Here is a 15634-nt window from a genome sequence, read left to right as displayed (position 1 = left end):
CTTAAACCACCTTCACTTTCATGTATACTTTTTCAACGGAATCCACAGGTTGAACCTGAATTTCGATCAGAATGCTGTCCGTTTCATTTCCCGCAGTCACAGTGATATCTGTGTTGGAGTCAAAGTTTTGAATGGCCCCGATATCCTGAAGCTGCTTCAGGTAGGTAACACATTGGGAGCGGAACAGGCTGCGCCCATCTTCGTTGTTGTTCACTTTGCCGATGTAATAGGACTCAAAGATTCGTTTCATGTCGTTGGCAATGCCATCAAGTACACGGACAACACGGTTTTTGGCAAAATGACGTGCTTTATCCGGTGTTACCGAACGGAAAGTGTTCACATCCTGCTCTACCACCGCCCGGTTGCTGCTCGCTGTAAAGACAAACTCACCATTACGCAGTGCAGCTTCTGTCTCGCTGTGTGTCAATCGACCATTAACATCTACAGCGTCGTCATAGGCACGGAAGGTCAGGGATTCGTTCAAATTGGCACCGGCTGTTGCTCCGGCTGTCCAAGCTACCGTTTGTTTTGGGGAGAGAACGGTACCGTCTGCGAGCACCACGCCGTTTTTGACGCTAATCACTCCTTCGTGATCCGCAGCCGGGTAATCTGCCAGTACCAGTTGTACCTTCTTGCCCTCCGTGTCGCGCAAACGCTTGATGTATGCAGTATATACAGATTTGAGGGTAGCATCGTCAGAAATCAGTCCCACAGTGTTGAAATCCAGTACTTCCAGCTTGGACAGGAATTCTGCATGCTCCTGGTTCGTTGCAGAGCCATCCAATCCACCTGTTAGTGGAAGTGAAGCTGTTGTTGTAAGGGCACCTTCGCCAGTAAATGTAACGTATGCATTTGATTCCAACTCTTCAATGGTCGAGACGGTTTGTTTATCCACTTCTTTCGTTGAAAGCAGCGTTGTGACATCGAACTGGTCCGGCTGATTAATATTGGCTGAGACCACAACCGCCAGATCATTACCTCGCAAACCGCCGTGTTGGGCTGTGACCGTTAGTTCTCCCAGCGTGGCCTTGGCCTGTGTCCCTGCATTTAAACGATATAGAAGTAATGTTTGTGCCCGTTTCAATGCCTCGCGGATCAACAGCAATTGCGGCGCTGTCCAGTCATATCCCAACTTGGCTTGTACATCTTCACCGGCCTGGATGGTCAGGATTGTACCTGCTTGCCCCCATGATAATGGAAGTGCCAAAGCCACCGTTCCTCGCTCTCCTACCGTCCCCGGCAAAGAGCCCTCTGATGCAAAATTCATATATACGCCAGGGCGTACCTTGTTTTGAGTTGTCCATGTTCCTCCAGCCATTATTGGGCCTCCTCATTCATAAATTGTTGGATGTGTTGCTGCGCTTCTTCTACTGTGTATGTCACATTCTCCCGCAGTACAGCTACCAGAATGTCTTTCTCTATCCGGCTCAACTGCCGGGATTCAGCGAACTGTGCTTTGCTGTATTTCTGGTTAGTTGTCTGGTTGCTTTCCGGAGCATTAATTTCCGGCTCTTTCTTCGTAAACATTGCTAGTACGCCTCCCATTCCTTTCAAGGTTATCCCCCATTTGGTTGTTATTCGTTAGCTGCTTTAAGTGTGGTGGGTCGCTGTTCCAGATGCTGCATGGTCGTAGCAGACTCGGACACTTTGGTCGTTCGCATGGTGTAGTACACCAGCAATCGCGGATTGTTGTTCTCCGTCTCCCATCGTAGCTCTGTTGCACGATACGGTGTGCCCTCTACGTCGATTGTTTCGAGCGCTTCAAAGAGTTCGTCAGGCAGGGTTGCCGGTATATTGTCTGTCTCGAGCCAGCGGATTTCATATGCATGGGATTGCACAAAGCGATCGCTACGTTCTCGAGTAAGTTGAGTGGATAGCAAGCGGTAGGTGATTCCTTTGAAATCTGGGTCGGGGCTTGCTGGGCCAGTTGCTAGGTTGATCGGGATGTTAGGGAAGTTTTGCGTAAGTGTGTTTGCAATTGCTGTGGTTAGTTGGTTTGTGGTCATGGTTCGCTTCACCTCATTCGCAAATTTATCCTATTGCTATCCATCCATAGACTGTCACTCCACTATTGTAATAACTCCCTTTTTTTAGAATATTAGAATTAAGACTAAACCCTCCATCGAAAAGTACATTATCAACCCTTATTGAAATAGCTAAATCCTCATATTGAATCGCTCTACCATCAGCGATCATCGCCATATTTCCTGTACTGTAACCTGAACCAGAACCATCTGAATATTGAGATGTAGTAAGGCCAATTTTCAACACAACTATGGTCGGCTTAAATGAAAGATTTTGAACTGTCATTTGATTACTATACGTCAGAGAAAAATTCGCTGTACCACTCGCATACTTTTTACCTACATCAATCCCCCTAATTTTTTCCCCTAATTGAACAAAAGTATCGCTGCCTGTTGCTGCTACTCCCTTGCCAGTGATGGCGGCTGCGATTGCTGTTTTCCCATCACTGACAGATTGAAAAAGATCGATACTCCAGGCACCCCAAGTTCCATTATTGCAAATGCGCATATAGAACGTAGGAGAAGTGATTGAATCTAATCTAGATGCACGTTGAACGATGTATCCAACATTATCAGAATGAACCATAACCTCAATGTAGTACCACTGAGTTGATATATTTCCTAAAGGTCCGTTTATCGGACCAAGACAGTTAAACATACCATTGTAGTTCAAGCTGTTAAGGTCGAATCCGTTAATAAGTCTTTGAACTCTACCATTATCACCGGATAGTTTATGTTTCTGCCATGTCTTCGAATTAACATAAGATTCAGCATCATTCAGCACCGCAAACCTCGCATCCCTAACCGCCTTCTCCGTCGCCGCCACCGTTTCAGACGTACCATCCGTCTTACTAGATAACTGCACCTTCCCCTTCTGCGTCAAAGACGCATCGGGAATATCCATCTTGCTCACCGCTTCACGAAGCGTATCCAAATCTGCTTGTGTCGCGACACCTGCATCAATCTTTTCAAAAACCCCATTAATACTCTCCCTGGTTACGTTCTCATTCCCCAAGGGAAGAGGTAACTTCAATCGATCCGTCTCTTGTGGCATTACGCCCACACCTCCAGTTCATTCCACGTCAGGGACGCAGCATCAAGTTCATCCCAAGTTACCTGTTTTCCATCCAAGTCATCCCACACCAGATAGCGATACTCATATTCCACGGCCATGTGGGCCGGTTTTAGTTCATCAATCGCGCGTTTGAGATCATCGATATTTGGCGGAATGCCCATCGTATCGATGAAGCTCACCGTAAAACTCCACGCCTCCGGTTGAAACGTCACATCCACCTTGCCCCCGGCATACGCCTCAGCCACATTCGCAACCAGTCTTCCGGAAAATGTCCCGGCACCGCGCAGCTTCGACTCCACCACGGCACGTCGCTGGTCCACGGGTTTGAGGCGATCCGTTTCAAGGCCAAGCTCCTGCTCCCAGAAGTCCAATCCCCACGTCGCCTTACGGACAAAAAACTGATCCAATGTCTCATCCAGCGCCTGATACAGCAGATCCATCTCGATACCTTTGGACTGCATATCCGCCAGCATGACACGTGAAGTCTCATAGTAACTCGGCAAATACGAGAACAACTCTTTTCCCTTCGGGCTTGTAATTGTAGAATCCATAACACCCGGCAGACTACTCATGGACATTCACCGTCCCCAGCACCGCCACCTGACTCGCGGTCATCTCGATATTCTGGTCGCTCACACCATTTACTGTAAGCTCCGAATAGTCGATGATCGGCGGAATGTCCAGCAGGATTGCAGCAATACGGGTGTAGCGCACGAGCGGATCGGCAAAAGCAAGCTGCTTCAAATACGCGGTCACCCCGCGTTCGATCAATGCTCGGACATCCGCCAAGGTTGCATCACTGGCCAGCGTCAGTTTCACCTCAATGTTCATGGGCACTTCCTCGGCTGGCATGACCGACACCACCGGACCTGCCGGGGCAACGCCTTCACCTTGACCATCCTGCGTCGGGTCCACATACTTCTGCACGGCCGCTACCAGATCGCTGCCTGCAGCACGTTTGTCCGTATCCAGCAGATACAGTCCTACCGTGCCCGGCCCCTTCCATAACGGAATTACACGTGTCGCGCCAACACCTGGCACTTCACTGGCCCATTGCACATACTGTGCCTTGTTGCCGCTTGTCCCCTGGTTGCGGACTTTGGCATAAAAGCGTTCCAGCAGCGCCGTATCCGCCTCGATATCCGCACCGCCTTTGATAACGTCCGTGTTCACCACAGACGTCACGCCACTTACCGGTGTGGACAGCACGGTCACGGTACCAACCGGCACATTGCTTTCTTTTCCGGCAACGAGCGCTCGCACACCAACTACACCTAATCCATCTTCTCCAAGCTCTACTCTCCCAACGGTCTCGTATTCCAGCGAAGCTTCACCAGATACTTCATCCGCGAGCGTAGCCACAACTGTACCCGCCGGCACCACTTTCCCCGGTGTACCCGTGAACCTAACCGTGCCTTGTGCCGCCACCGCGGCCCGCCGTGTTATACCATGCTCTCCCGCCCGCAGATCCAGCTCTTCCGAACGAAAATTCGGGTCACGGCTCGCAGCTGTACTGGCAAACCCTCGCCGAAGCAGCTCGTGCGCCCACAGCGCCGCCTCAGACAGCATAAACGCAACCGGAGCCTCCGCATCCCACAGAAACGATCCCTCCGACTTATCCAAATCCGCGGGCAGACGATCCAGCATGCGCTGCATTATCTGTTCCTCAGTCTGGTCCTCCAAATAACGCGGAATCTCAGCCATCCCGTCAGATCACCTCACTTTCCAGAATAAACATCTCTACCTGTACACTCGCCACCCGGCACGAGAACATGCACTGCTCTAGGTTCCAATCGAACGTGAACTGGTCTACCGAATCCGTGCGTGGATCAGCCAGCAGCGTCTCTGTCACCATTCGGGTAATCTCACTTTCCATAACACCCCGGCTGTCACCCTGACCCACCAGCTCTTCCACCTCCGAGCCATAGTTCCGGGAGTAGATCACATGTCTGTACCGCGGCGTCTTCACCGCCTTGATGCACCACTGCACCCAGGCTTCTTGCGGACCTGCCGCAGCCACTTTGCCACTTGGGGTCAGCACAAAATCCCCCGCATCGTAATCGAATCGCCAGCCCCGTCCAAAGCGCACCTCTTCCGAAGTCGCACCCGACAGATCCTCTTCATCTCCCCAGACCACACCCGTTTCCGGGAACAAACTAGGCATTCGCACTCACCACCTTACACAGCACCACAATGTCGTTACCACCATTCACCCGCATCGCCAGCACACGGTCCCCAGCCTTCAAGCCTTTCCCCAGAGACCATATCACTTCTTCCACTTTCTCTTCTTGCAAAAGAAACCTTCCCGTGCCCGTCGTTCCGCCATTCGCCACGTCAGGTATCCCGGAGATTGCGCCAACAGCCTCGCGCTCCGGCAATCCAAGCGTGCCCGGCAGCTCGGCCACGAGATAGTCCTGCACTTCGTGCTTGAAATCATCCAGCTTCACGCCGGCTGAGGTCATCGTACCCAGCACCGCGCCCATGCCGCTCACGGCCTGACGGGTATGCGTACTCATCGCGCCCCGCATAACCTCGGCAAAATGCCCATACGGATCTTCCTTATTCAAGGTAATACCTCCTTTTCACCAGCTCCGCCGTGCCCAGCTCTAGCGTCATCGTACCTGGCCCAGCAGATAGGTCTCGGCTGACGGACATGACAATCAGCTTCAGGCCTTTGAGCAGTACCGCATCTCCGGCGCGAATCGTGTTCACATCCGGCGCGGAAACGGTAAACGTCTCCTGGATGCCTGTCAGACGGCTTTTTGCCAGCTTCTTGGCTGCCGCCGCCGTTTTGACCTGATCGTCCTCGATCAGCTTTTGCAAGGTGCCCAGTTCCTCCACACCATCCTGCTCAATCGCCAGCACTTTCGATGGCACTTCCTTGCCGCTGCTGGATTCCGATGCAGCCATGACTTTAACTTTGGTGACTGCACCCTCCAGCGTACGCATCTGGGACAGATCGATTAGCCGATCCAGCTCGTACACCTTCACATTGCTGCCTACCTTGAACAGCTGCAGCCCGCCAGGCGTCATCCGGGGATGATACATGTCTCCACCAGACTTGGCTGTTTCCTTCAGATCCGCAAACATCATCGAAAAGATCGTCTGCGATCGATATACCGCTTTGCCCAGCTTTGTTTTGGTGTCTGGCAGTGTTCCATATGGAATCTTCCACTCTTTGGCGTACGTTTTGAGCCGCTGCGTGGCCGTTTGGTCTTTGGGCAGAAGGAACTCGTCTTCCGATTTTTCCAGATAGATCATCCGGTCGTACACCGTGAGAGACAGCCGCTTGGTGCCGCTGTTGGAGCTTTCCACCTCCCAGATGACCGCAGGATGCAGCAGATGAACCATGGATTTTTCACCAAAAGGAACCCCACTGATCCGCACCGCCATCCCCGGTGATATCGCGGGCAACCCGGAAGATGCCGACACCGCCAGCCGGATACTCGCCTGATAGGCAATCTGATCGAGTGAATCCTTTAGCGTAATCGTCTCCACCAGCTTGGTAAGGTCATACTTGTCGTCCACAATAACCTTGTAGGTCATGGCATCACCAGCTTTTGTCCGGGCTTAATCCGGTTCGGATCACTGCCAATGGTTTTCACATTGAGCTTGTAGATCTCGTTCCATTTGGAACTGCTGCCCAGCTCAAGCTTTGCAATTTTGGACAGAGAATCACCAGATTTGACGGTGTAGGTCTTGCTGCTCTTTTTCAGATCGGTACGAGAACCCGACTTGCTTCCTGTTGTCGACGCGCCGATCTTCTCCACTTTGGAATCCCGCCAGGTGCGCAGCGTAATGTCAAAATAAATGTCCCCACTCTCACCGCCCCGAAAGGTCGTATTGTGCGAGATCAGATACACTGGCACGTTCACCCCTGTGTTGGAAATGATGAAACGAAGTGGTTTTTTGGATACGAGAAACGTATTCAGGATATTCATCGCCACCCGCGGGTCGGGTACAGGCTCGTACATGCAATAGGAAGCGTCATATTCTTTTGGAAAAAAAGAAGAGAAAGTGATCTCCTTCACCTTCTCTCCCTGTGCAAAATCAAACTCGCCATACTCCAGCATATTGATCGTTTCATACCCTTTGGACCTTGATATTGTCAGCTCCTCCGGCTTCACCGGGAATCTGAACGATGTTGTTCCATCCTTCAGGGTGAATTCCATTCGGATTCCTTCCACATTGTCTTTAATTACACTCATAACAGGCCTCCTTTCAGCTTAGGCCATAATGGTTTTACGGTTTTCCATCGCGCGGCGGAACTCTCCCGAAATTCGCTGTCCAACTTGATGTGTGATCGCATCGTAGTCGATGGCATTTTCACGGACAGTCACCTGCACAGCCCCTTGAGGCACGTTGACGGCGATCTGGTTGGTCGTTTCGGTTTTAAAATCCTTAAGGTAACCGGCCAGACTGCTCATCTGTTCTTCTGATATTTGTACCGTCATCGTAGACGATTTGCCATTCGACTGAGAACCGTTACCCAGCGCCATTGCTTGGGACTGCATCACACTTGTTCCCATAAGAGCGGCAGTCGTGGATTGACCGCCCATGCTGTTCGTATAAGCCATAGGCCCAGTTATGGTGAGCGCAGATGGAATATAAGCCGGGGGCATCGAGGGACCAGTGGGTACTGGAGTTGGGTTAGCAACGGTTGTAGCTGAGACGGTTTTTTCTTCTTTTTTGGAACCAAATCCGAAGAAATCGGATATGCCACTCACCATGTTCTTCGTTTTTTCAGAAACAAAATCCGCTGCAGTCGACAACGCTTTGCCTGCACCTTCCGTGGCGTTAGACATGAAGTTTCCAATATCTTTAGCCTTGTCCCCGATCCAGCCTCCCGCGGAACTGCCGGCCCATCCACCTAATGCACCCCCAATATACGTGCCGATCCCAGGTAAAATAAAACTGCCAATGGCGCTACCAATCGCTGTACCAGCAGTTCCACCGATCATGGATCCGACTGCTCTGCCCCGTTCCTCAGGAGGAGCAGTGGCAACATTCGCTACATCGGCAATCATGCTAATTGGTCCAAGAAGTTTACCCGCTCCCTTCGCCAGTCCCCCGCTCAGTTTGCTGAACAAACCATTGCCCGAAGACATATTGGACATTGGCGAACCTGAGGGTGCATTTGCGCTAAATCCGAATCGATTCGGATTCAATTTTTGATCAAAGTCCACTTTCAACTTCTTCTGTTCAGCATCAGAGATGTTGGTTATGATTTTTTTCGCAGGATCAGAAGCGGGCGTTTTTACAGTTCCAGTCGCACGTTCTTGGTAGGACTTGGAACCGCTCTTGTATGGGCCTTTTTTTCCTCCCTCTGTTGCGGCTACAGTTTTAGCACTGCCACCACCTGCATTTTTGGTTTTGCCACCTTTAGCTCCACCTTTTGAAAGCCTTCCTACAAGACTTCCTCCAGAACAGCAGCAACATTGAGAGGCAGAGCCTTTATCTTTCTTGGATCCTCCGAACTTATTTTTAAACTTTCCAATCAAATCAGTTGCATTATTTGCTGCATCTAGATAATCATTTACGTTCTGTACTACTTCTTGCATTTTCCCCCAGAATCCCTTAGCATCTTCTTCCTTCGGTGCGTTCTTTACCGTATTATTATTGCTCCCAATGTTCAGAGACAGCGAAGGCCCGCTCGATGCAGGACTCAACTTCCCCATCGCCACTTCAACCTTCTGCTTCACCTCTACCGAAACTGTTCCCGAAGCCTTCACCATCTGGTTACGGAAACTATTCAGTTTCGCGAGTGCACGGTCCAATGCCGGGCTTAATTGATCATCCAATCCGATCTTCGGTGTGATTCGCAGCCTGCTCAACCGAACAGCCGTACTATAGATGCTTTCCAGCCTGCGTCCGGTTGTCCTCAATTCATTGTTCACCTTAATCAGACTCTGATAGCGAACTCTGCCCAGACGTTCGGTCGAACGCTGAATCTGATCCAGATAACGGATGGTTGTACGCATCTCCGCGTTGGATTTGGATAAACCCACAATCATTTCTGCCATTTCTTTCACCTCCTGTCCAAGCTAATTATCGATTCATTTGCGAAGTCAGCGCTGCCATCTCCTCTTCCGAGAATGCAATCAACAGTGAGCGTTCACCTCGCGGTAAAGCCCAAAACTCTCCGGGACGAAGATGGTGACGAACCCACATGTGATATAGGAACGTGGTCATCCCGCCGGAGTGAATCAGTTTTTTAGGTCTTCAATCTCCACACCGAAGCCGGATAGCTCCAGTACCTTGTCGCCTACGGCATCCAGTTCACCCGCAAGCAGCATGCGGCGAACCGCCTGTTCTCCACCGGACAGCTTCATGCGGCCTGTAATGCGGTTATCTCCCCATCCGGACAGTTCCAGACCGCGGACATTCATTTTCACCGTGGCTTCGGAGATCAACAGTGCGTTAAAGGTTTCGGTATCCACCTTCTCCTCGGTACGGCCCTTGGTCGTTTTACGGATGGTACAGCGTTCGCGGATCTGATCCACTTTGGAGGACGTCAGTCCACGCAAGGTTAACAGCAGATCCAGGCGCTGAATGCGCACATTCTCCTCTGGCAAACGTTCTGCTGCTTCAAACAGCTGATCCAAAATCTGTTCTTCGGACATATTTTCATTCATACTCATAGAGCGCAATCTCCTTCTCATTTCACAATTGGGTAACTCATCTCAACAATTAGGGACAACAAATAGACTGAGATTCTCTCAGCCTGCATGTGTGCCCCTATTTTGTTAAGTCAACTTGCTCATCTGCTCGATCAGACAAATTTCATTATAGATTCTGTCCAGATCTTAGTTGGCAACAATCGGGTTCAACAATTCAAACCCTTCAAACGTAAAGCCCGTTTCCTCCGGTACTTCCTCACCCGCTGTCCAGTTTGCGAGCTGGATTTTGTCCACCATGCAGCCCTTCAACAGAACACTCTCGTGTCCATACGACTCCGGATCGTCCAGCTTCGAGATGATTTGGAACTTGGTGAAGCCGCGCTGGATCATGTCGGAAGTAACCTTGTAACCTGTCATGGTGCCTGTTCCTTTTTTCGCACCATTTTTGTGAACTTTCCAGTCATTGCCGACCAGATTCAGCTCACGTTTTTCAATCTCCACACTGGCTTCCAGCTTGTTAATATTCGTCTGCCACACTCCATCCATATGCAGCTGACCATGGGTACCGAGAATAACTCTTGATGCATCCAACATGTACAATTCCTCCTTGGGATCTTTTCAAATGAAAAACAAATTCAACTCATTACCAAACTAAGCAAAGCTCTCGCCCTGCTCTTCTACACTACTTATTGCACGTAAAATGTACCAAACAACTGCTCCATCACATCGGTCAGCTTCACATTCCACTGCAGGAATACCTGATCTGCCTCCGGTTTCAGGATTGGGGCTGCGCCATAATAGGCTGGGTCGAGAATGACATCATATCCCTCAGCCTCAATCACATTGCTCTGTGCGAGCAGCGCAAGATAAGCTTTCATTGCACCGATCAGCGCCTGGCGTCCTTCCTCGGTATTGTTTACCTTCCCGATATACGTATCTTCCGCAGAGCGTTGCAAGTCTGTGTTAATCGCATCCATCACACGAATGGAACGGATTTTTTTCCATGCGTTATTTTGTCCGGCAGCAGGCGTCACAAGTGTGTTTACACCGCGAAGAGCTTTCACTTGGCGGCCATCATGGAAGAAAATAAATACGCCATTTTGTACGGCCTGTTCCTGCTCTGCCCGAGTCCAGCGGCGTGTGACATCATCGAACGGTGAAGGAGCGTACGTTGTCGATTCATTCAAACGTTGTCCAGCGATGAGACCCGCGACATAAGCGGATGTTTCCGCCGAACTGTAGTACGCATCCCCCAGACGCACACCGGTACCCACATTGATCACACCTTCGTGATTCAAAGTTAGTGAACGGGCGGCTGCCTTCTGTGCAGCGGTTGCAGACGTATCATCTGCGATCGAACCGCCAAATACGGCCATCACTGGTTTTCCCTCGCTGCGAACACGTTTCACCCAAGCCGCGAAGCTTGCCAGCATAGGTGCATCTGCTGCATGATCCAGTGCCAATACGTCGAACTGCTGGCCTTCCAGTGCACCCTGAACCGCAATATATTCCGCGTTGGTCAGGTCATCGTTACCGCTGGCACCACCTTTGAAAGCCGCACCCGACACGGTCGCAACCACACCCGTACCATCGCCAATCGCCTGAGCCGTTACCCACTCATTGCGCTCGTCCTCATTCATCTGTTTGGCTAGTGATGCTGCCGAGATATCCGCGGTCAGGAGTGCATACAGCATCCGGTTCCCTTCAAACAGACGCACTTCATGCTTCGTGTTATCAATTACACCAGGCTGAATGGTGACATAGAATCCGTTCGCACGATCTCCCGGATACTTGGCATCCAGCTGCAGTACGTCCGCATCGCTGCTGTCCTTCAACGTTAGACTGGCTGCTTTTGCCGTGGCGCCTGCTACCCGATAGGCAAGCAGCTTTTTCGGACCACCCAGCAGAGCGAGCTTCAAAGAAGTATAGGCTGTCCCATTATCCAGCGTATGTGCAGAGTAAATACGTTCAATCGCCGCTTCGCTGCCAACCTCCACAAAGGTTCCCACCGGACCCCAGTTCGCCTTGACCGGAACGACAACCGTTCCCCGATTGCCAGCCTGAATGGCTGAAGATGCTGCCGCCTGAAAATTCATATATAAGCCCGGAAGGACCGGACGATTCGTTTGCTCCCATGTTCCACCTGCCATTATCCCTTCACCTTCGCTTTCATAAATTGGTTGATTCTTACTTGTGTTTCCTCAATGGAAAACGTCTGCTGCGCTGCTTCGTACAGCGCACCATGCAGCACCTCTGCCTTAACGGCAAAGAGGGCTTCCGCATGATTCATCAGTTCCGCCCGCGTATATTGCGGGTCAGCCTGTTTGCTTTTTTTCACGGTGCTTGCCATTGCCACTTCACCTCATTTTTGAATTTCAAATACTTTTCCACCCTAGGAACGGTTCCTTGCCATTCTTGACTATTCCATTCCCTTACTGTGATGAATCTCGCGGATCAACGGCACATCCATCCCCGGACGACGAGATCGCTGCTGCAGCGTCAGACGAATTTGCCCGTTCAGGTAGGCATCTGCCTGCAAATCAGCTGAAACTTCCTCCACCGTCAGGTACCGGGTATCCTCTGTATTTGCCAAAGCAATACGAGTCTGTACAGCCAGTTGTTCGACCAGACGTGTAACGGTATGACGGGTGACCCCTTCATCGGGAGTCACAACATGTCCCGTCCACTGCTTTCGCATCTCCAGCGCCGAAGTGCCGGCTGCAGCTGAGCTGTAACCCGTCAATCGCCACAGCACGGAAGGTGCCTCATAACCTCCAGGCCAGACGTCACCATACACGGACCATTCGGAGCCAAGCGCTGACTGTGTCCAGTCCTGAAGCGCAGCCATCCAGGAATCCGGTGTACCTGGAACAGCATGGTCATCGGTGGATTCAGGAATATACATCCCGAACCGCAGACTTCGCGTCAACATGCCTGATCCGGCGTTCACCCGGTCACAGTCGGATGAACCAAAATAGATACAGGTAAACGCTGCACCCTTCTCGTCCTCCAGCCGTACCTGATGAAGTCCTTTTACCAGCTCCGCGGACCACGTTTCCAACTGTTCTGCTCCTCCATCTTCCAGGCGAACGTACGGAGAGATTTTAATAATTCGTCGGTACCCTGCCCAAGCAGACTTGGGCACTTCTTCAGCGAAAGCAACAACCACACAAGGCCCTGTCAGAACCTCACCCTGTGCAGGCACATCCAGCACCCGGCCTTCCCAGGCCGGAACGAGTGCTGCAAGCTTTTGCTTCAGCGTCTGTCTAACAGCCACACTCATTTTGCTTCTTCCTGTAGCTGCAGTGTTTGTTTCACTTTGGATAGACACATTCATTTCGCCCCCTTCAGCTGCAAGTTTGTCATCTGCTCGCATGATGCAGCGCCCATGCGGCAGCGCCTGACTCCCCCTTGATCTCAGTGACTGAGTAAATGATAAATACCGTGATCAATGCCGGACACGAATCACCGCATCAAAAAGACCGGCCTCTTGGCCGGTCTGTACATAAGCGTATGAGCTTTCGGTGTGTGTCCGTTTGCGATTGATCCGATAATACAATCTTACACCCTTTTCTCCCTAGTGCGGACGGTGAATCGGATGACTTCCGTGCGGTTTAGGGAGTGTCTGGGGCGGAAAAAAGACGAGTCCACGTTTCTCACAATAAGATGAACTGAAGCATTTACACGAGAACGAGAGTGCAGAATCAGTCTGAAGAAGTAGAGCGGTCTCGTTTATCACCGGATTTTTCCCTTTAGAGAAGGGAATCACAAAAAGCCGGGGATAACAGTGATCGTAAGATGATTCTGCAAACGTAGTGGTCTAGTGTAAAGATTATAGGTTCACATTATCTCAACGTAACTTGCGGACTCAATGTAATTTCAAATGCACGTCCCCAGATGAAATCCGGATTGGCATAGTCGAGTGCAGCATTGCAATATTTCACATACAACACATCACAGTCGCGGATTTGCTTGATCGCCACATTACCTTGAGCAAAGGCCGTTTTGCTTGCGAGACCCGCGGTGTACGTCTGCATCAGATCCCGAAGCAGCGTTTGCAGGTGAGCATAATCTTCCTCGGAATTGAACAGCACCATATTCTGGTCCGCAAGGGTAGCCACATTGGTATAGAGCGCGTGAGCTCTGGAGTACGTGCGGATATCTGCGATCGCTACCGCTTTATAGTAGTAATCTTTCAGGAACCGCTTGAACAGCAATGATCCATGCGCATCAACAGCTTCGTGAAGAGCAGAAGCGCGCTTTTCTGTGGTGACAAAAGCATATCGGGATTGTCCCATGCCTACCGCAAGGCCAATTTTGTTCCCCGGTGTATTCCAGGCACTATAACCCAGAACCCGGCCGGTATATGGACTGTTCAGCAGCGCTTCCGCTACATCCACATTCGCTGGTCCTTTTCCGACAAAATCAATCAGCACCGCCGGCAATCCTTGCTCACTAATACTCGTTAGCCGTTCAACCGCGGCTTGGACCTGATCCAGGGCCGTAATCGCGATAATCTCGATATCCACACCTGGCTTTGGTCCCGGCTTTCCTGAAGGCTTGTTTGTCATGCGATCCAGTTCCGACGACATATCAAGCGAAGTGGTTCCCTCAGCATCTCCTGGGTAAGCCGCATCCGCTACCAGCACCCCGCCTACAATATCAATATGGCGAGCTACATTCTCGTGAACATCCATATATTCATAGGTATTAATAATTGTGGAGCCGTGAGGGCCGTAATAATTCACAGCGTAACGTGTTTTCGCTCCGCCTCGCAGCAGCTGATTCGCCATCCGCGCGACAAGGGCATGACCGAGACCGTCCGCATCCGGAAGGATGATGGCCCGTTCGGGATTTTGTCCGTCAGTTCCCCCCAGCCATTCGTTAATTCGTGCTTCTACATAGTTAATCTCGTTAATCTGAACCCCCTGTGTATTCGCATCGTCGACACCTACAGCGAGGAAATCAATGTACCCTTTGCGGGCCAGCTGATCCAGAATGTACAGGTTTGTTTTGAACTTGTGCTGTCTGGTGTTGTAGTATTGCTCTTTATTGAAAAAAGTCGTTTCCCCATACTCCACACCATCTGGCGACAGGTTGTAGCCGTTAATAATGTCCTCAAACTCGGTATAGGCCTGACGCGGCTGCTGCATAAGTGCACGGGACTCGTTGTAGGCGTCGAGCGCAAGACCGTCTGCAAATGACGTGGTCGCCAGCCGCATTACCGTATCCATGACATACACCGGTTTACGCGGATATTTCTCCTTGATCACTTGAATCACATTGAGCAGACGCGTCGTTTCTTCATCGTAGTCCGGATAAGCGTCTCCTCCGTCTTCCCGTAGCTGACGACTGCCAATCAGACCGCCATAGGCCAACATATCAGATGAGATAATGAATCCATCGACTTGGGCAGCATGCTGCAGAATAAACGTATAAATGTTGGTCGGAATACCATACGTAGGTGCAGATGTGCCAAGCAGTGTTGTGCCTTCTGTCATTTTTTCCGAATCGAGTCGGTTTTGAATATCACCCAGGTTCGGCGTAACGATATGGATGCCTGCTGCCTTCCCTTGAACAATGACGTCATCCAAGTTAGCTGGGCGGTCATCCAGTGGAACATACAATACGGTTTTCATATCACGTAACCTCCTGTTTATTAAAATCAGTCTTACATTAAGTACCCGATTAGAGCAGGCTCACCATCACCGCATCAAAAAACCGGCCCCCAGGCCGGCTGTACATTAGCGTATGTGCTATCGGCTGTGTCCCTTGCTGCTAATCCGATAATACAATCTTACACCCTTTTTCCGGCTCTGCTGACGGTGAAAGGTACGGTTTCCGTCTGATTGTCGTCGCCCTCCGGGAGGTAAAAAGTCGGTTCCAAGTGATCTCTGTTACGATCATCAAACTTT

18 protein-coding genes are annotated in these 15634 nt (G+C 50.8%); all 18 read right to left on the bottom strand.

Translation table 11 applies throughout. The features are described 5' to 3' along the window. Position 1: 1 nt before the first annotated feature. The 18 genes from MHB82_RS05835 to MHB82_RS05750 all read right to left on the bottom strand — a co-directional run bounded on the left by MHB82_RS05835 (position 2) and on the right by MHB82_RS05750 (position 15358). Positions 2 to 1318, bottom strand: a complete 1317-nt coding sequence (locus tag MHB82_RS05835) for a phage tail sheath family protein (RefSeq protein ID WP_341174124.1) — start codon at positions 1316 to 1318, stop codon at positions 2 to 4. Further along, a complete protein-coding gene (locus MHB82_RS05830) occupies positions 1318 to 1527 on the bottom strand; it encodes a hypothetical protein (RefSeq protein ID WP_341174123.1) in 210 nt (69 codons plus the stop codon). Before MHB82_RS05830 ends, MHB82_RS05835 begins: the two co-directional genes overlap by 1 nt. Positions 1528 to 1574: 47 nt before the next feature. Next, positions 1575 to 2006: a phage tail terminator family protein gene (locus MHB82_RS05825; RefSeq protein WP_341174122.1), complete on the bottom strand. Its 432-nt coding sequence runs from the start codon at positions 2004 to 2006 to the stop codon at positions 1575 to 1577. A gap of 25 nt (positions 2007 to 2031) precedes the next feature. Further along, complete coding sequence (locus MHB82_RS05820) at positions 2032 to 3078, bottom strand: pyocin knob domain-containing protein (RefSeq protein WP_341174121.1); 1047 nt, start codon at positions 3076 to 3078, stop codon at positions 2032 to 2034. Then, on the bottom strand, positions 3078 to 3677 hold the full coding sequence (locus MHB82_RS05815) for a putative phage tail protein (protein ID WP_341174120.1): 600 nt from the start codon (positions 3675 to 3677) through the stop codon (positions 3078 to 3080). Before MHB82_RS05815 ends, MHB82_RS05820 begins: the two co-directional genes overlap by 1 nt. After that, complete coding sequence (locus tag MHB82_RS05810; RefSeq protein ID WP_341174119.1) at positions 3664 to 4803, bottom strand: baseplate J/gp47 family protein; 1140 nt, start codon at positions 4801 to 4803, stop codon at positions 3664 to 3666. The genes MHB82_RS05815 and MHB82_RS05810 overlap by 14 nt, the downstream gene beginning before the upstream one ends. Before the next feature lie 4 nt (positions 4804 to 4807). Further along, the gene (locus MHB82_RS05805; RefSeq protein WP_341174118.1) at positions 4808 to 5263 is read right to left on the bottom strand and encodes a DUF2634 domain-containing protein; all 456 of its coding nucleotides are present in this window, start codon (positions 5261 to 5263) and stop codon (positions 4808 to 4810) included. Then, complete coding sequence (locus MHB82_RS05800) at positions 5256 to 5666, bottom strand: hypothetical protein (RefSeq protein ID WP_445671220.1); 411 nt, start codon at positions 5664 to 5666, stop codon at positions 5256 to 5258. Before MHB82_RS05800 ends, MHB82_RS05805 begins: the two co-directional genes overlap by 8 nt. Further along, positions 5659 to 6645: an XkdQ/YqbQ family protein gene (locus MHB82_RS05795; protein ID WP_341174116.1), complete on the bottom strand. Its 987-nt coding sequence runs from the start codon at positions 6643 to 6645 to the stop codon at positions 5659 to 5661. The genes MHB82_RS05800 and MHB82_RS05795 overlap by 8 nt, the downstream gene beginning before the upstream one ends. Continuing rightward, complete coding sequence (locus MHB82_RS05790; RefSeq protein WP_341176591.1) at positions 6642 to 7271, bottom strand: LysM peptidoglycan-binding domain-containing protein; 630 nt, start codon at positions 7269 to 7271, stop codon at positions 6642 to 6644. Before MHB82_RS05790 ends, MHB82_RS05795 begins: the two co-directional genes overlap by 4 nt. A gap of 54 nt (positions 7272 to 7325) precedes the next feature. Next, the gene (locus tag MHB82_RS05785) at positions 7326 to 9122 is read right to left on the bottom strand and encodes a hypothetical protein (protein ID WP_341174115.1); all 1797 of its coding nucleotides are present in this window, start codon (positions 9120 to 9122) and stop codon (positions 7326 to 7328) included. Between the two features lie 25 nt (positions 9123 to 9147). Continuing rightward, a complete protein-coding gene (locus MHB82_RS05780; RefSeq protein WP_181429881.1) occupies positions 9148 to 9291 on the bottom strand; it encodes a hypothetical protein in 144 nt (47 codons plus the stop codon). Between the two features lie 14 nt (positions 9292 to 9305). Next, positions 9306 to 9740, bottom strand: coding sequence for a phage tail assembly chaperone (locus tag MHB82_RS05775; RefSeq protein ID WP_095288941.1), 435 nt, complete (start codon positions 9738 to 9740; stop codon positions 9306 to 9308). Positions 9741 to 9905: 165 nt separating this feature from the next. Next, the gene (locus MHB82_RS05770; RefSeq protein ID WP_095288940.1) at positions 9906 to 10313 is read right to left on the bottom strand and encodes a phage tail tube protein; all 408 of its coding nucleotides are present in this window, start codon (positions 10311 to 10313) and stop codon (positions 9906 to 9908) included. A 92-nt stretch (positions 10314 to 10405) separates the two neighbouring features. Next, positions 10406 to 11869 (bottom strand): phage tail sheath family protein, encoded by a 1464-nt coding sequence (locus MHB82_RS05765; protein ID WP_341174114.1) that lies wholly within the window; start codon positions 11867 to 11869, stop codon positions 10406 to 10408. Further along, complete coding sequence (locus MHB82_RS05760) at positions 11869 to 12069, bottom strand: hypothetical protein (protein ID WP_095360750.1); 201 nt, start codon at positions 12067 to 12069, stop codon at positions 11869 to 11871. The genes MHB82_RS05765 and MHB82_RS05760 overlap by 1 nt, the downstream gene beginning before the upstream one ends. A gap of 69 nt (positions 12070 to 12138) precedes the next feature. After that, positions 12139 to 13095 (bottom strand): hypothetical protein, encoded by a 957-nt coding sequence (locus tag MHB82_RS05755; protein ID WP_095360751.1) that lies wholly within the window; start codon positions 13093 to 13095, stop codon positions 12139 to 12141. Positions 13096 to 13564: 469 nt separating this feature from the next. Then, the gene (locus tag MHB82_RS05750; protein ID WP_341174113.1) at positions 13565 to 15358 is read right to left on the bottom strand and encodes a DUF4127 family protein; all 1794 of its coding nucleotides are present in this window, start codon (positions 15356 to 15358) and stop codon (positions 13565 to 13567) included. Between the last annotated feature and the right edge of the window lie 276 nt (positions 15359 to 15634).

Source organism: Paenibacillus sp. FSL K6-2862, assembly GCF_038005125.1.
In the GTDB taxonomy this organism is placed as follows: domain Bacteria; phylum Bacillota; class Bacilli; order Paenibacillales; family Paenibacillaceae; genus Paenibacillus; species Paenibacillus illinoisensis_A.
Note: the sequence above shows the minus strand (reverse complement) of the source record. Positions and strands in the feature narration are given on the sequence as shown.